Below are 19,372 nucleotides of genomic sequence, written 5' to 3'. Positions count from 1 at the left end.
TAAACATTTTCGGATATTAACAGAACGCTATAGAAATAGACGGAAACGCTTTGGTCTAAGAATGAATTTAATTGCTGGAATGGTGAATTGGATGCTCTTAAATTAACTTTCGCAAGAGATCTATTGTATTTTTAATAAAGTGTGATATTTATTATTAATGAGAAGTTCTAATAAAATAAAAATTTACAGATTTTTAAAATTAAAATAAATAATAATTTGGGTCGTGATTAGATAATTTATTTATTATTGATAAGATAAAAAATATATTATTTTAATCAAGTTTTTTAGATGATTATTATATTCATATATTTTCGATATAATGATTTCTTACAAATCACAAAATATAACAAAAATAATTATTATAAATAAAAACAAATATATGGGTTTTTAATCAATATAAATAAATATGTGAATAATGCTGGATTCTACTTTTCATTTTTTTATGTGATTTAATATTTTTCAGATAAATTTAATCTTACTCAACCCAAGAATTAAATAAATATCTTAGATCAGAGGATATTAAGATTATGAGAATATTAATCATCAATCTGGGTTTATTATGTTTTTGTTTTTTAAACAATGGGCGAATTCAAACATGAGGTGCGACAGTTTGAAAAGTCTTATGATAATCAACAAGCTGAGCAAATTTCTCTAATGGTGTAAGCCAATCTGATCGAGCTCAAGGAGTCCGATTATTATTCTGGATTAGGTAGAACCACTATTTACAGTACCTCAACCACCTCTATAGGTACCGTAAATACACCCACCAACAATATCAATGTCGAAGGTTCAGACAACAACATCGATATTTCGAGTGAATTACTCAATGAAGCACCTGTTAATTCAAATACCAATCAAAACGCTCAGCGCTGTCCTAATTTAAGTACTCAATCAGGAGAGTCACTATGCTGAATTTCTCCTTAACCCGAAAATATATATTTTCTCTGAGTATTCCTGTTTTTTTTAGCTCGCTTCTAACAGGCTGTACAGGTTTAGCTCCCTCAAACAAGAAAGCAGTTAGTCTGGTGCAAGGACCACCCATTACCGATATTTTTACCCCTTTTGATATGGCGCTCTCCTGCCTCAAAGGGCAACTACGTAGTGATGTGAGTTTTTCTGTTGGCGCGATTCTGGATCAAACCGGTAAAGATGTAGTCACCAATGGCGGAAGTGGCAAAATGGTGACCCAGGGTGCGGGAGATATGGTGCAGTCTGCCTTGTTTCAGGCAGGCGTCAGTTTAATGAACCGACGTGATCCCCGGATTATCGAAAGTGAAGCCAAGTGGGGGATTCGTGATCCAAGGCAAATTCAGGCCTCCGATTATTATGTCACCGGCAGTATTAACAGTCTGGATTTTATTCCGGGCGGGGGTTTTGACATGCAAATTGCCGGAGTGGGCCCAAATTACAGTCAAACCCGTATTATGGTCGGTTTGGATTTATCTCTGACCGATACCCGCAGTAGTAAAGTGGTGGGTAATGTTTCTTTGCAAAAGCAGATTGCTGCACAGGATTATGGTCTTAGTGCAGGCAGGTTCGCGGGTCGTACACTGTTAAATATTCAAATTGGCAAGGGAGAACGAGAGGCGACTAATTTTGCCTTACGCCAAATGTTGAACCTGGCCACTTTTGAATTACTCAGTCAGGTCGTGCCACCGGCAGTGTTTGCAAGTTGCCGTGCGGAAATTCCACCTGAATTTGGTCGCTTAGATCTCACTCGCAGTTCTGTTGCCTTGCATAAATATAAGAAAAATCAGCAACAAATCAGTACCGATTCCAGCAACCCTGTTCAGGAATCGGCCTCACGTCAGGCAGATTCATCCAATGAAAAAAACAAGTCGACCAATTCACCCAGCAAAGATACCAAGCCGCCTAAGCAGAAAGAATCTGAGGTGATTCAGAATCCTGAAGCCGAGCCTGAAATGAGCAAACAGGAACTGATTAAATATATTAGTAAGACTAAGCGCCCATCTCCGACAAGCAAAATAAATGACAAAAAAGATAGTCAAGAAAAAGCTGACAAAGAACAAGCTGAGGAGAAGTCATCCAGTTTATGGGATGCCAATCCAGAGGTAGTAGAGAATTACTGGTCAAATACTCAACGTGATTAAAAAGATTTGAAAATGGGCTCGCTCCCATTGTCAGAAGAAGTACTTAGCGAGAGGTACTTCAAAATAACAGTAGGAAGAACAATGATGAAAAACACGATCAAAACAGTCGCATTATCCGTCGCCTTTCTGTCTAGTGCGGGGATGGCATATGCTCAAGAAACCAATGTGGAAGTAGATACCGGTTTACAAGCTACTCTGGATTCTATTTCTCAGCAGGTTGAAAATGGTTCTGCGCTGAATCTGGCAGTGAATACAGGTGATGTTGATGCAAGCGTTGATTTAGAAGCACTTGCAGGAGCAGTAAGAGAAGTACCAGATGCGATTAGTTCAATTGAAGGGACAATTGAAACTACTGCAATTGGTGCAGCGAACACAGGTAGTATCACGATTGAGCAAGGCAGCTTCAATCAGGTGATATCAGACGTATCAGATGAAACATATGACTATGATTTCAGTCAAGTCACCAGTGCAACGAATAATTCTGAAACCTTAGAAGAGTTATCCGAGGTTGCGGATAGTTCAGATCTCTCGGAAGTTGTAAGTTCATCACTGTCTACCAACTATAGTGAGCAGATCAATGAAACTTTAAGCAATTATAGTGTCGCGAACATTGCCTATAATGCGGGTACCATTGATGCCTTTGTCAATGCGATTGCAGAAGGAACTCAAACTGCTATTAACAATAGCATCACAACTACCGCTATCGGTGCTGTAAATAGCGGCAGTATTACTGTGACGGTTAAATAAACTCTTGTTCAAGGTGAACAGAGGTCTAATTATTTGCAGATAGTTAGACCTCTTTATCTTATAATAAAATTGCTATAACTGGTTGTTTATTCATCGGATAGAAAAATTATTTATTTTATGACACGATCTATTTTAGAGGTTTAATCACTTCGAATTTAAAAGTAAGCCATTTATCTAGGATCAAGTCAGGAATCATGAATAACACATTAGATTGAACTAGAGTCGAGCTTTGAATATTTTTAATTTAATTCATCAGATAGACAAAATAAAAAAGAGCGCATAAGCGCTCTTTTAAAATTGATTGTCGAGCTTAGTCGCGAACAAATTCAACTGTGCCATTTGCCAAAGATTTTACGCGTGCCAGTGACTCCACACGGTAGCCTTTTTCAAGCAGCAAGTCGCGACCAGGCTGGAATGATTTTTCAATCACAATACCAATACCGACCACTTCTGCGTTTGCCTGATGAATCAGATCGGCCAGACCCAGCGCCGCCTGACCATTCGCCAGGAAGTCATCAATCACTAAAACCTTGTCGGTTGAGCTGATGTGTTTATTTGAAATCGCGATGGTGCTTTCAGTCTGTTTGGTAAATGAAAACACTTTAGAGCGGTATAAATCATCTTTCAGGGTCAAAGACTGGTATTTACGTGCAAAGATGACAGGTACACCAAGTTCTAAACCTGCCATCACTGCAGGTGCAATACCTGATGCTTCAATCGTAATAATTTTGGTGATACCAGCATCCTTAAACAGACGCGCAAATTCTTGACCAATTAATTGCATCATGACTGGGTCAATCTGGTGGTTTAAGAAAGAATCCACTTTCAAAACTTCTTCAGAGAGAACGATGCCTTCGGCCAAGATTTTCTGTTCTAGTGCATGCACGGGAGAATCCTCAAGAGCAGGTGCTTTTTCAAGCAAAAGCGTATTGTAAAAAGCACCCGGAAAAAATCAAGTGAAATTCGCCAAAATCTTAGTTGCTTGCACCTTTATAGTCAGTTAATAGCAAACCATAAGAGGTTTTCTTGTCTACATGCGAAACTTTGACTGGCAGATAGTCAAGTTTCGGTGCCAGCCAGAAGATGGTTTCACGACCCGGCTTGCTATGCTTCATCACCACCTTGATGGTATTAAAAGAACCATATTTGGTACTGACCGTTTCTGAACCTTGTCGAACAAACTTACGGCCTTCGACCTCTTTAGCATCAGCAAGATAATAATTCGATTTTAAGCCACCATTTTTTAGATCTTCACGAATTTGTAATTCCGCATTCAGTTCATCCAGAACATCGGCTCTCCAGGCAAAAGAACGCTTTTCATCATCTTTTCTGGTATTGATGGTTTTGCTGGAAGGATTAAAGTTAATACTCATGGTGTTGTTATGTACCAGGATTTTACTGCTACGACTGAAACTGCTGGAGCCAATCTTGCCGTTATTAAAGGTGAAACGGCTGGTTTCAGTTGCTGAAGCAATACCACCGGCTTTTGCAGCAAAGACGTAAGTCCAGTTATTGCCGGATTTACTCAGAGTACGGGTGGCAGAACCCATATTCTTGCCATTATAGCTAAATTGATAATTGGCTTGGAAAGGCGTCATGGCAAAAGCCTGGCTAGAAATACCAGTCAACAGTATTGCACCGCTTAGACCTGTGGTCATCGCTAAAGTCTTAAATACAGTCTTCACCATTAGTCATTTTCCTATATTGGTTAAACGGGCAAAATATCTTACTTGTTGTAGCTTTTATTCTTTAGGCAAAATATGGAAATTTAAGGGATATTTCTAGCAAAAATGTATCTTTCATGTAGTTTTTTTCAACAAAAGTTCAAAAAACGAGATTGAATAGTATTCAAGACGGATCTTTCTGTTTGATCGGGGTCACCAGGTTATCGTCCATTTCATCTTCATCCCAATTTTCCTCTCTGTCTTGAGAAAGTTTCCTAAACAGGGCTGCCAGATTCACATTACCAATCACCACCAGTTCAGCTTCGCGAAGCACTGCATGATTCACATGAACTTTACCTAGAGTATCAATAATCGAACGGTTTTTGCCTAACCAGCGGTTCAAGTCCAGATACAGCAAGTCATCAATGACTTTAATAACGCCAAGTTTTTCCAGAATCATGCCCAATGGATCTTTGTTCAAGATGCGTTGATAGAAGAACAGGGCAAAACGCACCCCAAGCTTATACAACAGATTTGGATATTTGGCGTCAATAAGCTGTGTATCACTGATTTGCTCGAATACAATCAGCTGGGTGGTCTTATTCAGTTCCATCTGAACCAGCTTCAAGTCTACCGACAAAGTGATATTCAGGCCTTTATAGTCTAGTGTCGCGTAGAGACGCAGCCAGTCTTCATGCAGGTCTGCGTGTAAGTCTTTCAGTGCATCGACATTGTCGGTGACAAAGCGTTGAAAAGTTGCATTTAAGAAGACTTGCGATAAAGGGAATTCACGCTCATCCTCAATAAATCCTTCCGCCCTCTGATACACTTGGCGGATTCGGTTGGAAATATTGGAAATTAGCGTTTGCATATTGAAGCATCCTAGCAACTTTATTTTTGACTCGAAGTGTATCTTGTCGAATTGTATGAAAAATACAAGTATTCAAGCTTGAAGTTTAGCAAAATAAATAGCACCATTTTTATAGTTTTAGTTATGTAACGTTGAAGATTTGATGGATTTGGCATTTTTAAAATAGAAATGCCCAATTTGTTTGTTTTTAATCTTTAAAATACTTTTTTGGGGAACTGAACTCAGGACTGAGTTTGGGTAATGTGATAAACAATAATATTAATGCCTCTGGTCAGAACCTGGTGGAAAGATCCAGTATTTAGCAGTGCCGTGCTCACCGCAGGCATTCTGCATTTGATCGTATTGACACTGGAATTTGGTATGCCGCAAGATCGGGAGACCAGCACCAAAGAAATTGCAGTCAGCTTGCGACAAACAGATGAAAAAATTGAACACACTGATTTTCTGGCCCAGACAGACCAGCAAGGGTCTGGCAAGTTTCGAGAAGCGCATCGGATGTCGAGTGATATGCCATCTCCTTTGTTAGAGCAGAAGGCAGGGGAAGAACAACAAGAAAGTCCGGATCTGCTGCAACAGAAACAGGAACTCAGTTTTGAAGAAAAAGTGCTGATGACCACCTTGAGCTGGCAAAAACAGGCAGAAGAAAATCAGCGTAAAAAAATGCAGGAGCAGTTACAAAGCCAGTTTCAGGCCAAAGCAGCCATGGTGGCCAGTCTGGAAGCGCAATATTTACAGCGTCAGCAAAATTTTAGTCGTCAGCAAAAAATTAAAACTGTGGATGGTATTCAATCCAAGCAGGATGTCTCCGCACCCTATCTGGAAAAGTTCCGTCAGAAAGTAGAGTTTTATGGCAATCAGTATTATCCGGAAGCTGCCAAGCAGCAGAATCTGGCAGGTGAAGTTCGTCTGATGGTGATCCTGAATCAGAATGGAGGGATTCGTGCCATCCGATTAATTGACAGTTCAGGACATGCCATGCTGGATGAGGCTGCGAAATCTTCTGTACGTAAAGCGGCGCCATTTGGTGCGTTTGATGCCAAAATGAAGGAAATTTCTGAATTGCGGATTATCCGAACCTGGCGTTTTGATCCGGCTGAAGCAGAGTTTGAAGTACGTTAATTCATTCTAGTTCTCTCTCCCTTTGGGAGAGAGTTAGAGAGGGGTTTTAACAGGTATTAGAACCTCTCCCTTGCGAACTCAGAATATATTCTGAGGATTCTCATCTCCTAGAGGAAGAGCGAATATAAAGCATTAAAAAAGCGAGCCTCAGCTCGCTTCCTTCATTTTCTTTTAAATCTTAATCTCGTTCCAGATAAGGATTTTCAAAACCCAGCTTGGCCAGAATTTCAATTTCAATGCCTTCCATTTCTTCCGCATCTTCATCTGATGTTTCATGATCATAACCCATTAAATGCAAGGTGCCATGCACCAGCATATGGGTGAAATGCGTCAACGGCGCTTTTTGCTGCTCAAGCGCTTCAGCAAGTACCACAGGAATACAGATCACCAGATCGCCAATGGGAAAGGCATCCAGAAATTGCGCCATTTCATCTGGAAGATCGCTCGGAAAAGACAGGACATTGGTCGATTTGTCTTTGCCGCGATATTCCAGATTCAGTTTATGACTTTCATCATGATCGACACAGGCAATTCCGATTTCGCAATTACTTTGCGTACCGATATGACCTAAAGTGGTTTCGACTACTTTTTTAATAGAGGCACGTTTTAGTACCAGTTCAGGTGACTGAAAATCCTGCTGTAAGGAAAGACTAAGTTTCAACACAAATCCTTAAATTGAAAGCTTAATGCTGTGCATCTGCGGCAGCATTATTTTCAGCGATCAAGGCGTCCTGACGTGCTTTACGTTCGGCACGTGCTTCTGCACTTAAACGCTGCTGATCACTGTCCCAGCCTTCATAGGCTTCAACAATTTTCTGTACCAGTTGATGACGAACCACATCACGCGAATGAAAACGGGTGATATGAATTTCAGGGATTTTATCAATCACACGCAGGGCATGTGAAAGACCAGACTGTTGGCCGCGCGGTAAATCCACCTGCGTCACGTCACCAGTAATGACCGCTCGTGAACCAAAACCTAAACGGGTCAGGAACATTTTCATCTGTTCTGGGGTGGTGTTCTGTGCCTCATCCAGAATGACGAAAGAATGATTCAAGGTACGGCCACGCATATAAGCGAGTGGCGCCACCTCAATCACTTGACGTTCAATCAGCTTGGCCACTTTCTCAAAGCCGAGCATTTCATACAAAGCATCATACAATGGACGCAAATAAGGATCGATTTTCTGGCTTAAATCCCCTGGCAAGAAACCCAGTTTTTCACCGGCTTCGACCGCAGGACGCACCAGTAGAATGCGCTGGATTTCATTGCGTTCCAGCATGTCCACAGCAGCAGCGACAGCCAGATAAGTTTTACCGGTTCCGGCAGGACCTATACCAAAAGAAATATCACTTTGCAGAATACGCTGTACATAACGTTTCTGGTTGGCACCACGCGGATTGATCCGGCCTTTACGGGTTTGTAACCAGACATTGTCCAGGCCGGTATGTTCTTGGTCTTCTAGATCTTGCTGGAGTTCACGGTCAGTCTGACTGCCCTGAATCATTAGGTGCAGGGTATCTGCGCTGATCTGCTGGCTCTGTTCAGATTCTTCGTGTAGACGTTGCAAGAGCATTTCGGCTCTTTCAACGGCATCGATTCCACCATCCACAATAAAACTCTCTCCGCGATGGGAGATTTTGACATCTAAACGTTGTTCAATTTGCTTCAAATGACCGTTATAAGCACCTAACATCGCTTGGATACGGTCCATTGAAATCCCAGGAAAAGCTACTGTACGTCGAATCGCTGCAGTCAAAGAGTATTCCTTATGAAGTGTACGTTATATGCTCTACATTACGCCACGTCAGGCTCAAGATTCAAGAGTTCACCATAAACTAAATTCAAAGTTTTAATTTCGGTCACTTCGATCTCGGCAAAGCGACCTACCCAGGCAGGATCACCAATAAAGTTGACATAACGGGTGTTGTCCGCCGTACCCACCAGAATATTCGGATCTTTATCAGAGACTTTCTCGATCAGTACCCGCTGGATGCTACCGAGCATGGCATCCGTTTTGTCAATACTCGAGCGTTTAATCCATTGCTGAACTTTGGCCAGACGTTCTTTTTTGACATCTTCCGGAATGGTATCTTCCAGTTCTGCCGCAGGCGTACCCGGACGTTTTGAATAGATAAAACTATAAGAATGATCGAAATCCAGATCTTTAATAAATTGATAGGTCTCTGCAAAGTTCTCATCAGTTTCACCCGGGAAGCCAATGATAAAGTCTGAAGATAAATGCATATCGGGACGAACTGAGCGTAACTTTTTAATTTTCTCGATATAGACATCGATGGTATGGTTACGTTTCATGGCCTGAAGCACATCATTCGAGCCACTTTGTACCGGCAAATGCAGATGCGAAACCATTTGTGGCAGGTCGCGATAACACTGGATCAGGTCATCATTAAATTCGAGTGGATGCGAAGTGGTATAACGAATCCGGCCAATGCCCGGAATATCCGCGACTAAACGCAACAGATCGGCAAAAGTACAGATATTGCCTTCAAAGGTTTCACCACGATAGCCATTGACGTTTTGACCCAGCAGGGAAATTTCACGCACGCCTTTTTCTGCCAGACCCGCAATTTCAGCCAATACATCATCCAGTGGGCGAGACACTTCTTCACCACGGGTATAAGGCACCACGCAGAACGAACAATATTTTGAACAGCCTTCCATGATCGAAACAAAGGCTTTATAGCCCTCAACACGCGGTTCAGGCAGAAAGTCGAATTTTTCGATATCCGGGAAGGAGATATCTACCAGTTTGATTTTTTCTTTTTTCGGTTTTTCGATCTGGTCAAAATGCTGATCCAGCATTTGTGGCAAGCGGTGCAGGGTTTGCGGGCCAAAAATCATGTCGACATAATTGGCACGTTTCTGGATGTTGTCGCCTTCCTGAGACGCCACACAGCCGCCAACCCCGATAATCAGATCCGGATTCTTGTCTTTCAGTTTGCGCCAGCGACCCAGCTCGGAAAACACTTTTTCTTGGGCTTTTTCACGGATCGAGCAGGTATTCATCAGCAGAATATCGGCATCTTTAGGATCGTTGGTCAGCACATAGCCATGAGAATCGCCTAACAGGTCTGCCATACGGTGACTGTCGTACTCATTCATCTGACACCCTTGCGTTTCGATATACAGTTTTTTTACTGCAATCTCATGGACAGGGGTGTGCGCTGGCTGGGTAACAGTGTTTTCTGAGGCAGCTGGGGCACCATTCGGAATGAAGGTTTGAACCGTCATGTAGGCTCCTACAAGGTAATACGTTGAAAGAGTGAACGAACAGCCTGATTGACGCATCAAACAGGTGAATAACAATTCAATTCACGGACTGAAATATGGGAAGGCGCATATTTTAGCAGGAAAGTCGCTTAAACTTATAGCTTAAATTAAACGTGGAAAAATATTGATTTATGGGTAAAAATTGTCTGTAGATTAATATTGCTTAATCATAAGGTTACATAACTGAACAATACAGTTGCTTATAATATTTCAACAAAGCTCTTATGATAAGCAACATAGGCTAGGCACAGAATCGATGAGAGAAGGCAAAGGGATGTTGAAACACACTGAAAATATGTATAAATATTATAAATTAATTACGTTAAGTGTGGCGTGTATCTGTTCAGCAAGTACATATGCAGCTGAAGAGCAATTTAACGATGCCTTACGTGCGGCCAATGCAGGTAATACTGAATTATTACAACAATATCGCCTGTCCATGCAGAATGATGCTTTAGGCTATTATCCGGAATACTGGATTTTAAACCAGAATCTTGCCTTGCAACCTGCCAGCCAAATTGTCAGTTTTGCTCAGCGCTACCCGCAATCTGCGATGGCTGAAAAGCTGGCAGCGGACTATGTCGAAGAAAAAGTCAAAATGGCAGATTTCACCACGGCTCAACCGGTATTGCCTTATGTGACCAATGCTGATCCAGCTGAAGCCTGTGCCGTAGCACAAGTTCGTGCCAAAGCCGGTGATGAGCTGGTTTATGCCGAGTTTAAAGAGGTCTGGCTAACCACCAATAGCCAACCGGATTCTTGTACTGGACTTGGTCGAATGATGCTTTCTAGTCCTTTAATGACGGCAGAAGACCGCCAACAGCGACTTTGGGTACAATTGCGTGCCGGTCAGTCAGGTCAGGCCATTGCTACTGCGCAAGGAATCGGTCTGAATCTGTCTTTAGCACAACTCAATTCGATTCAGGCCAATCCAACCAATTATTTATGGTCTGCACCGAAAAACAGTGCGGCAGAACATGCTTATCTGATATATGCACTGGGACGTCTGGCAGATAGTGATCTGGACTCGGCGTTATCCATTGTGAAACGGACTGCTGAAGGCACACCGGTACAAGTACAACGTGCCTTATACCGAGCTGTGAGTTATGTCGGTGGAACCACAGTCATGAAGAACAACTTTAACCGGGAAGTGTTAAATGCCTTTGATGCCAGTTATGGTCTGCCATTTAGTCCGGAAGAAGCTGAGATTTATGCGCGTCAGGCCATCCGTTTTAGTGCGTGGGAAAGCCTAATCCGTGCGATTGATGCCATGAGCGTCAATCAGAAACAGGAAGATCGCTGGCAATATTGGCTGGCCCGTGCCAGTGAGCAGCGTGCAGATCGTAGTTCAAAGAAAACTGCAGAGAGTATTTATCGTACATTGGCCGCCGGGGATGATTATCACAATCTTCTGGCACGCGACAAGTTGGGACAGCTGACTGCGAGCACACCCAATCCAATTCAGCCATCGAATCAGGCCATGCAACGTTTGAATCAGGATATTCATTTCCGTCGTGCGTTCACGCTACGTAATATCAGTGCACCGAATAACTACATTAACCGTGAATGGAACTGGGCAGTGCGTCAGGCCTATCTGAAGAAAGATGATGAGCTGTTGCTGGCCGCAGCAAAGCGTGCCATGGACATGGGCTGGCATGATCGGGCCATTTATGCAGCTGACCGCACCGTGAACAAACATAACTACAATTATCGTTATCCAATGCCGCACCAGAACTACGTGGTCAGTCATAGCCGCAATGCCGGGATCGATCCGGCTTGGGCTTATGGCTTGATGCGTCAGGAAAGCCGTTTCAATACCGTGGCACGTTCACATGTGGGTGCCGGTGGCCTGATGCAAATCATGCCAGATACCGCCAAGCTGGTGGCACGTCAAATGGGTGAGACTTATAATCCGGCAGCTTTGACCGATATGAATACCAATATTCGTTACGGCACCTTTTATTTATCGACCATTCAGCGTCAGCTCAGCAACAGCCCAGTCTTGGCAACCGCAGGCTATAATGCCGGACCAAACCGTGCCCGCCGTTGGCAGCCGGAATTTCAGGGCATGGCAGCAGATCAATATACTGAAAGTATTCCTTTACTTGAAACTCGGGATTATGTGAAACATGTCATGACCAATGCCACACATTACGGTCTCTTGTTGGGACAGGGTGCACAGTCCGTGGGTAAGCGTATGCAACTGATACCATTACGTAATACACAATAAAATTAAAATTATTGGGGATGGTGCTTTATTCATGAAAATAATGAAGGATCGTCGAGTTTGGGGGAAATGGGCAGCGCTTGTATTCTTGGGCAGCAGTCCGGCAGCATTCGCCATGCCGACAGACTATGTTATGGATGTAGAAATGGTGCCGGCTTTGTGTAGCCTGTACCCTGAATATGCAAAGAAACGAAAATGTCTAGAAGGTTATTCCTTGAATATTTCCGGCTTATATCCTCAGGCTATGTCAGAAAACTGTACAACCAATAGCTCTGCAAAACTTTCACCGCTTCAGTCCAAGGTGGTGGCCAGAATCATGCCGGATGAAAATACCCGGACCATTTTGTGGCGCAACATCGGCGGTTGCGTTCCGATGAATGCCAGCCAATATTTCCGGACGATTATCAATTATGCAGACCGGCTTAAAGTGCCGGCAGAGCTGACTGAACAGGAAAATATCACCATGTCAGTCGATGCGCTGCGTGTGAAATTTGTGAGAATTAATCCGCAATTACCCGCCAATGCTTTGAGATTTAATTGCCAGCTTACTCAAGCTAGCAGCGTGTTGACCTCGATCAAAGTCTGTTATCACAAAAATGGCAATTATAAATCCTGTCCTGCCAACATTATTAATACATGCCCAAAAACTGTCACAATAAAAGGAACATACTGAGCTTTTTTGCCGGTTTAATTTATATTTCCTATCAGACTTTAGATGAAATCCGTCCTCTTTTATATGCATCCGGCAAAGGATTGGAGTACAATCTTTCGCGTTTACGATTATTAGATTAAATACTAACTATTTAATCGCGTTGAATATCCTCAATTGGAGATAATTAGATGAAGCAAGCAGTTCGTGTTGCCGTTACTGGCGCTGCAGGTCAAATTGGTTACAGCCTATTATTCCGTATCGCAAGCGGCGAAATGCTAGGTAAAGATCAACCAGTGATTTTGCAATTGCTCGAAGTTCCTTTTGAGAAAGCTCAGCAAGCGCTTAAAGGCGTAATGATGGAGCTTCAAGATTGTGCATTCCCGCTACTAGAAGACATGATCGGTACTGATGATCCTAAAGTTGCATTCAAAGATGCTGACTACGCGCTATTAGTTGGTTCACGTCCACGTGGTCCAGGTATGGAACGTGCTGATCTGCTTAAAGTGAATGGCGAAATCTTTATCGGTCAAGGCCAGGCACTTAACGAAGTTGCGAGCCGTGACGTTAAAGTTCTTGTTGTAGGTAACCCTGCGAACACGAATGCTTACATCGCGATGAAATCTGCTCCAGATCTTCCAGCGAAAAACTTCACTGCAATGTTACGTCTTGACCACAACCGTGCTGCATCTCAAATTGCTGCTAAAACCGGTAAAGCGGTTAAAGACATCAAAAATCTTACAGTTTGGGGCAACCACTCTCCAACAATGTATGCTGACTACCGTTTCGCTACAATTAATGGCGAAAGCGTTAAAGACATGATTAACGACCAAGATTGGAATGCAAACACCTTCCTTCCGACTGTTGGTAAGCGTGGCGCTGCCATCATTGAAGCGCGTGGTTTGTCTTCTGCTGCTTCTGCTGCAAACGCTGCAATCGATCATATGCGCGATTGGGCTCTTGGCACAAATGGCGAATGGGTAACCATGGGTATTCCTTCTGACGGTTCTTACGGTATTCCTGAAGGCGTTATGTTCGGTTTCCCTGTAACGACTGAGAACGGTGAATACAAAATCGTTCAAGGTCTAGAAATCGACGAGTTCAGCCGTGAGCGTATCAATGTTACATTGAACGAACTTGAAGAAGAGCGCGCAGCGATTGCTGACATGCTTAAATAATTTGATCGTTTAGATTAAGTTGAAAGAGCACTCCATTCGGGGTGCTTTTTTTATATCTCTATTTTTTTGATGAACAAAAAATAACATGCTGTGATGCAGCAGCAACTGAATCTTGCTTAGGCTTGGACTAAGCTAAAAAACATAAATAATCCAATAAAAGGCGAGGTGAAGAAGATGTTTGATCAACACCCAACGTTAGAAATGTTTTTTCAGCAACTTGGATTGGACTCGAGTCCCGAGGCGATTGATGAGTTTATTAAGACCCATCAAATTGGCATGGACGTGCCTTTGCACAAGGCGCCGTTCTGGTCGAAATCCCAGCATGATTTCCTGATTGGTCAGTGGAAAAAAGATGATGAATGGGCAATTTTAGTTGATGTCCTGAATGAACAATTACATAGCGAAGCCCAGGGTTCTGGGTCATGTGATTTATAAATGAATATTTAAAGATTTATGCCAGTTCTTATTTTAGGGATGGTAAAGGTCTTATTTTTAGTTTAGAGCATATAACAGGAGCAAGTGGATCATGTTCGAACAACAGCCAACTTTAGAATTATTATTTGAACAATTGGGTTTGCCTTCTGATGAAGCCGCAATTAATGAATTCACCCATACCCATCAGTTGCCATCTGAAGTCGCTTTACCGGATGCCGAATTCTGGAGTGAGGGCCAAAGTGCATTCTTACGCGAGCACTGGCATCAAGATGATGAATGGATTGTGATTATTGACAAACTGAACCAGCTGTTACATGTCGAAAGTGACAAGCAAGGTGTTTAAATTATAGTCTACAAAAAGAAACAACAAACCTAGTGAAATGACTAGGTTTTTTTTGTCTTATCTTATAAGTTAGATCTATAAATAATTACAATTTATCTGATATAAGGAGGGCGACATGCTCATGAAGAACCAACCATCCTTAGAAATGTTATTTTCTCAACTCGGTCTGGCCAATAGCGCTGCTGCCATTGAGTTGTATATCCGGACTCATCAGCTTCCAGCAGGCCTGTCCTTGCATGAGGCACCATTCTGGAATAAATCCCAGCGTTCGTTATTGATTAGTCATCTGGTACAGGATGATGATTGGGCAATCTGGGTGGATGAGCTGAACCAGCAATTACACATGGATGCCTACAGACGTCAGCCTGCTTAACTGTGTTATATCTTGGTATTACTTAAAAAATGAAAGTGATGCTCAAAAGAAAACGCCTCAAATGAGGCGTTTTCTTTGACGCTGTTAAGCTTAATGCATTTTACTTTTTAATATTTTGATAAACCATTCCTGCTGACGATAATCACTAAAGGCATGATGCTGCTGCAACAATTCCAGTTCACATTCAACCGTTTTGGTGTATTTCCCTAACCAGTGACGTGTCAGGGCTGGCTCATTTTTACTGGCACTGGCATAAGCCAGGAAGAAATAAATATCGCCATGTTCATAACTGGCCATCGGCTTAAGAATTTGCTGGGTAATCAGGGCAAAATGCTGCTCTTTGGTCAGTTCAAAAAACATCATATAAGCCTTGGCCAGATGCAAGGATAAATTGATATACATGCGCAGCGGCATTTCTTCAAATTCCACCCGGCCTTGTTCAAGTAAGACAATCGCTTCTTGCAGGAAATGTCGCTGTTCCTGACGCAGCTCACTTAAAGTCACCAGCTGTAAACGAAGATCAGCACGTTCAAGCGTTAATTCTGGCGTATTGCCTTTTAAGTACAATCGGTCAGTTTCACCCAGTCGCTCAATAATCTGCTTGGTTGTTAATCGCATCAACGCAATCCTCATTTCTCAATAATGCCTATATGAGGTTAAAAAAATAAATTTAAAGCATGAGCGAGCATTAGATTAAGGCTGTATCGCTTCTTAACCAGGCCGTAATGGATAGACGTTGCTGTTTGGAAATTAAAACTTCATGTAACAAATCACTCTGGAACAGTACAATCCGGTTCGGCTGTGGCTGAATAATATGCCACTGGTCATTTTTATCTTGCAGACGCAATTCTCCCCCCCAATCTGCCTGCCATTGTTCATGCAGATAATACACACTGGAAATCATTCGGCCATTTTTAGCTTGAGGATTGTCACGATGCAGCGCATAAAACTCGCCAGCGTGATAGCAGGCAAAATGTGCTTCGATTTCTTTAATGCCTAAATAAAACGCGCGGTTTAAAGCTTGAGAAAACTGTTGCAGGGTTTGAGTGTGTAGGTGGGAAATTTGAAATTCAGGTCGTAACCAAAGAATATGATCACTACGGATGTTGCTGACGACGCCATTTTGAATGGCTGCATTACGAAATTCGTTTAAGTGGCTTAAGCATTCCTGACTTACCGCATGTTGATATTCACTAGAATAAGCATCGTCAACAATACTAAAGCCATGTTGATCTAAATCATCTAAGATTTGATCAACATTCCAATCCCCTGGGATGATAACAGCTTCCATTTTTTTCAATTCTCGATAGTGTGGCAAAACAGGTTCGCTATTTTAGTGTAAGAATCGTGCCTGAACGAAACTATTTTTCATGTTAAAATAGCTGTTGATATTAGGAATTAATGAAACATGAATTACCGTCACTCTTACCACGCAGGCAACTTTGCCGATGTCATGAAGCACGTTTTATTGCTTCAGTTGTTGACTCGACTGAATGCAAAAGACAAACCTTATCGCTATGTAGATACACATGGTGGTGCGGGTAAATATGATTTATCGACTGCTGAAGCGCAAAAATCAGGTGAGTTCTTAAACGGTATTCATCGTCTTGTTAAACTGGATGATTCGATCAAGCGTAACGCACCTGAAGGCGTACAACAATATTTGAAAGTTGTTGAGAAAATGCGTGAAAACTTTGGTAAGGGTGCTTATCCCGGTTCACCTTGGTTTGCTCTGGAAGGCATGCGCGAGATTGATAAAGCGACTATTTTTGAAATGCAGCGTGATGTGTTTCAGCAACTTCGTCATAATATTTTTGACAAGCGTGCCGGTTTGCATGAGCGTGATGCTTATGAAGGTCTTTTGGGGGTGATTCCGCCGAAAGAAAAACGTGGTCTGGTGATGATCGATCCACCTTATGAGCTTGAGCGTAAAGATTTTCCACAATTGGTAGAATTACTGGTTGCCGCTTATAAGAAATGGCCGACAGGTGTATTTGCTGTTTGGTATCCAATTAAAGACCGTGCCATGATTGAACGCTTCGAGAAAAAAATGTTCAAGACCGGCATCCGCCGTCAACTGGTGTGTGAAGTCTGTGTATGGCCGGATGACACCCCAGTCGGCTTGAATGGTTGTGGTTTGCTGGTGATTAATCCGCCTTGGAAATTCTCTGAAGATGCAGATGAAGCACTACAATGGTTATTCCCACATCTTCGTATGAGTGAAAATGGTGGTCACGCTGCAGTTCGCTGGTTAGTCGGCGAATAATTTTTTCAAAGCACAGGTCATAGCTAGGATCGACAAGAATGACAAATATAAGCAAACCGGAACGCGACTCTTCAAAAGACTTGCCTTTTGATGGCATCACCTTTGAGGTGGAAGAAGAGGAACATACCCAGGAAGGGCAGAAAGTTAAGCGTCGAGGCATCTATCTATGGCCGAACCTGATTACAACCGCTGCGTTGTTAGCGGGTTTTTACTCCATTATTGCCAGCATGAATGGCAATTTCCAGCAAGCGATCTATGCAATTTTTATTGCGGCTTTGCTGGATGGTTTGGATGGGCGTGTGGCGCGTGCGATTGGTGCGCAAAGTCCGTTTGGTGAACAGTTTGATTCGCTTTCCGATATGCTGGCTTTTGGTGTTGCTCCCGCGATCTTGATGTATAGCTGGGGTTTGAGTGATTTAGGCCGGATTGGTTTGGCCGCCTGTTTTGTCTATACCGCCTGTGCTGCTTTTCGTCTGGCCCGCTTTAACGTACAGATTGGCGTGGTAGACAAGCGTTATTTTATTGGTGTGGCCAGTCCATTGGCGGCTCTCATGATTGTTTCGCTGGTCTGGGTCGGTTTAGATTTTCCTGAAATTTTTGATATTCGTGAAGCATCCATTCAGATCATTAACGCCGTTGTCATTATTGCGGTGGGCTTGTTGATGATTTCCAATATCAAATATTATTCATTCAAGACCGTAGAGCGTAAACGCGTTCCGTTTTTTGTATTACCAATTGCCGTATTTGTCTTTGCTGCGATGACTTATAATATTCCTGTCGGCATTCTGGTAATTTCTATTCTCTATGCCTTATCTGGTTTTGTGACCACCTTTATGGCAAAAAGATCGAGTAGATTATAAAAATATAAGGAGTCTGAGATGCGGTTTCTTCAAGATTTTTTAGATCGTTCGAAACAGCTGAATCAGACTCCAACTGTTTCGCATTATCCTGCCTATCATGGCCCCAACTCAAAATATAAGATTATTCATCAAGGTTTGATGATTCCTGGACTTCCGGCGCCGCTGCACTATCTAAATTTTCTCAGCATTATCGGGCAGCCGAATGCACCGATGCTGGCCAATCCCAGTGCAATTCAAACCAACGCACTGGATACCGCAACAGTGATTTGCAGCACCAGTTCGCATATGGTCGGCCAACTGCATCGTTATTCAGTACAGCAGGACTGTAACTTTGATGCTGGCTTATTTCAGTTTTTAGATCGGGAGCAACTGAGTGGGACCTTTCCTCATTTTCGTTTGCAGCGTTTTGACTCGGAACTCAGTTTCGATTTAAGCATTCATACCACTCAGCTCATTTCCCACTTTAGCCAGGTGCGGTTTTCACTTGCCGAGCACTGGTCTTTGCTGTGCTATTGCCAAGGCACATTAAAATATAAACAACAGACATATAATATTGATAGCCTCGGAAGTTTTGAATATGCACGAAGTTTCAATTTCCCTTATCTGCCTTTGGCCTTCCTGACTTATCAAATTATTAACCTGAGTGAAAACCGGCAGCTACTGTTGGCGCAAATTCGGGATGGGGTGAATAGTATTGTTCAGTCTCGGATGTATTTGCGTGATTTAAACAAGATGCAGACTCAGATGTTTGATCAAAAAGTGTATTTTAAAGTCCATCGTGTCTATCCGCGCGTCACCACGCCGAATGGGCAAAATATGTATTTGCCACGTGAATTTGAATGGTGTTACGAAGCTAAAGATGGCACCTGTATTTGGGTACAAGGGCAAAGTCGCGGTGATTTCAAATTTGGTTTGGCCGCGGGCTATGTTGGAAGTTTTAGTTATCAGGTCAAAATAAATGAAGAGAACGAAAATGGGGAAGGTGGCTACTGTGAATACATTGATTGCCGTCCTTTACGCTTTCAAGAACAAGATAAAACCGACAAACTTTTAACTCATTTATCAAATTCTGTACCTTTAATGCTCAAAAAATAGAAAAACCTGCATTTTTTGTAGAATAAATAAACAGTCGTTGGTTTTTTGCTGAATTATTTAGAAATAGGGGTTGTGTTGGGTGTGAAATCCTGTAGAATGCACATCCATCGGCAGTGATGAAGATTAAAACTTCTGATAA

The 19,372-nt window shown here is 42.5% G+C and carries 20 protein-coding genes and 1 pseudogene; 13 read left to right on the top strand and 8 right to left on the bottom strand.

Annotated features, from left to right (window positions below; genetic code table 11):
• The 3 genes and pseudogenes from FTV30_RS13210 to FTV30_RS13200 form a co-directional block, all read left to right on the top strand.
• Nucleotides 1-106, top strand: a pseudogene (locus FTV30_RS13210) (IS5/IS1182 family transposase); the annotation flags it as partial.
• A gap of 799 nt (nt 107-905) precedes the next feature.
• Nucleotides 906-2,111: a CsgG/HfaB family protein gene (locus FTV30_RS13205; RefSeq protein WP_180001740.1), complete on the top strand. Its 1,206-nt coding sequence runs from the start codon at nt 906-908 to the stop codon at nt 2,109-2,111.
• Nucleotides 2,112-2,195: 84 nt separating this feature from the next.
• Nucleotides 2,196-2,858, top strand: coding sequence for a hypothetical protein (locus FTV30_RS13200; protein ID WP_180001742.1), 663 nt, complete (start codon nt 2,196-2,198; stop codon nt 2,856-2,858).
• A gap of 310 nt (nt 2,859-3,168) precedes the next feature.
• Here the strand turns inward: FTV30_RS13200 and FTV30_RS13195 are convergent, their stop codons facing one another.
• The 3 genes from FTV30_RS13195 to FTV30_RS13185 form a co-directional block, all read right to left on the bottom strand.
• A complete protein-coding gene (locus FTV30_RS13195; protein WP_005094083.1) occupies nt 3,169-3,744 on the bottom strand; it encodes a xanthine phosphoribosyltransferase in 576 nt (191 codons plus the stop codon).
• A gap of 88 nt (nt 3,745-3,832) precedes the next feature.
• On the bottom strand, nt 3,833-4,516 hold the full coding sequence (locus FTV30_RS13190; protein ID WP_370982144.1) for a DUF3108 domain-containing protein: 684 nt from the start codon (nt 4,514-4,516) through the stop codon (nt 3,833-3,835).
• Nucleotides 4,517-4,706: 190 nt separating this feature from the next.
• Nucleotides 4,707-5,393 (bottom strand): hypothetical protein, encoded by a 687-nt coding sequence (locus FTV30_RS13185; protein ID WP_005094079.1) that lies wholly within the window; start codon nt 5,391-5,393, stop codon nt 4,707-4,709.
• A gap of 261 nt (nt 5,394-5,654) precedes the next feature.
• Between FTV30_RS13185 and FTV30_RS13180 the strand changes: the two genes are divergently transcribed.
• Complete coding sequence (locus FTV30_RS13180) at nt 5,655-6,512, top strand: energy transducer TonB (RefSeq protein ID WP_180001739.1); 858 nt, start codon at nt 5,655-5,657, stop codon at nt 6,510-6,512.
• A gap of 178 nt (nt 6,513-6,690) precedes the next feature.
• On the opposite strand, the gene ybeY is transcribed toward FTV30_RS13180, so the two are convergent.
• From ybeY to miaB, 3 genes are read right to left on the bottom strand one after another with little or no spacing between them, the layout of a single operon-like run.
• Nucleotides 6,691-7,173, bottom strand: coding sequence for an rRNA maturation RNase YbeY (gene ybeY / locus FTV30_RS13175; protein ID WP_005094076.1), 483 nt, complete (start codon nt 7,171-7,173; stop codon nt 6,691-6,693).
• Between the two features lie 22 nt (nt 7,174-7,195).
• Nucleotides 7,196-8,272 (bottom strand): PhoH family protein, encoded by a 1,077-nt coding sequence (locus FTV30_RS13170; protein WP_005094064.1) that lies wholly within the window; start codon nt 8,270-8,272, stop codon nt 7,196-7,198.
• Nucleotides 8,273-8,310: 38 nt separating this feature from the next.
• Nucleotides 8,311-9,768 (bottom strand): tRNA (N6-isopentenyl adenosine(37)-C2)-methylthiotransferase MiaB, encoded by a 1,458-nt coding sequence (gene miaB, locus FTV30_RS13165; RefSeq protein ID WP_005094063.1) that lies wholly within the window; start codon nt 9,766-9,768, stop codon nt 8,311-8,313.
• A 334-nt stretch (nt 9,769-10,102) separates the two neighbouring features.
• On the opposite strand from miaB, the gene FTV30_RS13160 reads away from it, so the two are divergent.
• From FTV30_RS13160 to FTV30_RS13135, 6 genes are all read left to right on the top strand, one after another.
• Nucleotides 10,103-12,037 (top strand): lytic transglycosylase domain-containing protein, encoded by a 1,935-nt coding sequence (locus FTV30_RS13160; protein ID WP_180001741.1) that lies wholly within the window; start codon nt 10,103-10,105, stop codon nt 12,035-12,037.
• Between the two features lie 31 nt (nt 12,038-12,068).
• Nucleotides 12,069-12,707 carry a ribonuclease I gene (locus FTV30_RS13155; protein ID WP_180001738.1) on the top strand — a complete coding sequence of 213 codons (639 nt, stop codon included), beginning with the start codon at nt 12,069-12,071 and terminating at the stop codon, nt 12,705-12,707.
• 167 nt (nt 12,708-12,874) lie between these two features.
• Nucleotides 12,875-13,861, top strand: coding sequence for a malate dehydrogenase (locus tag FTV30_RS13150; RefSeq protein WP_005168672.1), 987 nt, complete (start codon nt 12,875-12,877; stop codon nt 13,859-13,861).
• Nucleotides 13,862-14,035: 174 nt separating this feature from the next.
• Nucleotides 14,036-14,296, top strand: a complete 261-nt coding sequence (locus FTV30_RS13145; protein ID WP_005094053.1) for a DUF2789 family protein — start codon at nt 14,036-14,038, stop codon at nt 14,294-14,296.
• Between the two features lie 88 nt (nt 14,297-14,384).
• A complete protein-coding gene (locus FTV30_RS13140) occupies nt 14,385-14,639 on the top strand; it encodes a DUF2789 family protein (RefSeq protein ID WP_034608346.1) in 255 nt (84 codons plus the stop codon).
• A gap of 115 nt (nt 14,640-14,754) precedes the next feature.
• Complete coding sequence (locus FTV30_RS13135; protein WP_005094049.1) at nt 14,755-15,012, top strand: DUF2789 family protein; 258 nt, start codon at nt 14,755-14,757, stop codon at nt 15,010-15,012.
• A gap of 90 nt (nt 15,013-15,102) precedes the next feature.
• Here the strand turns inward: FTV30_RS13135 and FTV30_RS13130 are convergent, their stop codons facing one another.
• Nucleotides 15,103-15,630: a hypothetical protein gene (locus FTV30_RS13130; RefSeq protein WP_180001737.1), complete on the bottom strand. Its 528-nt coding sequence runs from the start codon at nt 15,628-15,630 to the stop codon at nt 15,103-15,105.
• Between the two features lie 70 nt (nt 15,631-15,700).
• Nucleotides 15,701-16,303: a 2OG-Fe(II) oxygenase gene (locus FTV30_RS13125; protein WP_180001736.1), complete on the bottom strand. Its 603-nt coding sequence runs from the start codon at nt 16,301-16,303 to the stop codon at nt 15,701-15,703.
• A gap of 117 nt (nt 16,304-16,420) precedes the next feature.
• On the opposite strand from FTV30_RS13125, the gene FTV30_RS13120 reads away from it, so the two are divergent.
• Genes FTV30_RS13120 through FTV30_RS13110 form a run of 3 tightly spaced genes read left to right on the top strand, consistent with a single transcriptional unit; the run spans nt 16,421 to nt 19,233 of the window.
• Nucleotides 16,421-17,278, top strand: a complete 858-nt coding sequence (locus FTV30_RS13120) for a 23S rRNA (adenine(2030)-N(6))-methyltransferase RlmJ (protein WP_005094045.1) — start codon at nt 16,421-16,423, stop codon at nt 17,276-17,278.
• A 38-nt stretch (nt 17,279-17,316) separates the two neighbouring features.
• Nucleotides 17,317-18,138 (top strand): CDP-diacylglycerol--serine O-phosphatidyltransferase, encoded by an 822-nt coding sequence (gene pssA, locus FTV30_RS13115; protein ID WP_005094042.1) that lies wholly within the window; start codon nt 17,317-17,319, stop codon nt 18,136-18,138.
• A gap of 18 nt (nt 18,139-18,156) precedes the next feature.
• Nucleotides 18,157-19,233 carry a DUF6670 family protein gene (locus FTV30_RS13110; protein ID WP_100329338.1) on the top strand — a complete coding sequence of 359 codons (1,077 nt, stop codon included), beginning with the start codon at nt 18,157-18,159 and terminating at the stop codon, nt 19,231-19,233.
• Nucleotides 19,234-19,372 lie beyond the last annotated feature (139 nt).

It is taken from the genome of Acinetobacter sp. YH12255 (assembly GCF_013417355.1).
Taxonomy (GTDB): domain Bacteria; phylum Pseudomonadota; class Gammaproteobacteria; order Pseudomonadales; family Moraxellaceae; genus Acinetobacter; species Acinetobacter pseudolwoffii.
The sequence above is the reverse complement of the archived record's forward strand: the minus strand, read 5'-3'. Positions and strand labels throughout refer to the sequence as shown.

Excerpts from the sequence above, each read along its gene's own strand:
- FTV30_RS13205 (WP_180001740.1), top strand. The coding sequence starts at position 906 with ATGCTGAATTTCTCCTTAACCCGAAAATATATATTTTCTCTGAGTATT.
- FTV30_RS13200 (WP_180001742.1), top strand. The coding sequence starts at position 2,196 with ATGAAAAACACGATCAAAACAGTCGCATTATCCGTCGCCTTTCTGTCT.
- FTV30_RS13190 (WP_370982144.1), bottom strand. The coding sequence starts at position 4,516 with ATGACCACAGGTCTAAGCGGTGCAATACTGTTGACTGGTATTTCTAGC.
- FTV30_RS13185 (WP_005094079.1), bottom strand. The coding sequence starts at position 5,393 with ATGCAAACGCTAATTTCCAATATTTCCAACCGAATCCGCCAAGTGTAT.
- FTV30_RS13180 (WP_180001739.1), top strand. The coding sequence starts at position 5,655 with ATGCCTCTGGTCAGAACCTGGTGGAAAGATCCAGTATTTAGCAGTGCC.
- miaB (WP_005094063.1), bottom strand. The coding sequence starts at position 9,768 with ATGACGGTTCAAACCTTCATTCCGAATGGTGCCCCAGCTGCCTCAGAA.
- FTV30_RS13160 (WP_180001741.1), top strand. The coding sequence starts at position 10,103 with ATGTATAAATATTATAAATTAATTACGTTAAGTGTGGCGTGTATCTGT.
- FTV30_RS13155 (WP_180001738.1), top strand. The coding sequence starts at position 12,069 with ATGAAAATAATGAAGGATCGTCGAGTTTGGGGGAAATGGGCAGCGCTT.
- FTV30_RS13150 (WP_005168672.1), top strand. The coding sequence starts at position 12,875 with ATGAAGCAAGCAGTTCGTGTTGCCGTTACTGGCGCTGCAGGTCAAATT.
- FTV30_RS13145 (WP_005094053.1), top strand. The coding sequence starts at position 14,036 with ATGTTTGATCAACACCCAACGTTAGAAATGTTTTTTCAGCAACTTGGA.
- FTV30_RS13135 (WP_005094049.1), top strand. The coding sequence starts at position 14,755 with ATGCTCATGAAGAACCAACCATCCTTAGAAATGTTATTTTCTCAACTC.
- FTV30_RS13130 (WP_180001737.1), bottom strand. The coding sequence starts at position 15,630 with ATGCGATTAACAACCAAGCAGATTATTGAGCGACTGGGTGAAACTGAC.
- FTV30_RS13125 (WP_180001736.1), bottom strand. The coding sequence starts at position 16,303 with ATGGAAGCTGTTATCATCCCAGGGGATTGGAATGTTGATCAAATCTTA.
- FTV30_RS13120 (WP_005094045.1), top strand. The coding sequence starts at position 16,421 with ATGAATTACCGTCACTCTTACCACGCAGGCAACTTTGCCGATGTCATG.
- pssA (WP_005094042.1), top strand. The coding sequence starts at position 17,317 with ATGACAAATATAAGCAAACCGGAACGCGACTCTTCAAAAGACTTGCCT.
- FTV30_RS13110 (WP_100329338.1), top strand. The coding sequence starts at position 18,157 with ATGCGGTTTCTTCAAGATTTTTTAGATCGTTCGAAACAGCTGAATCAG.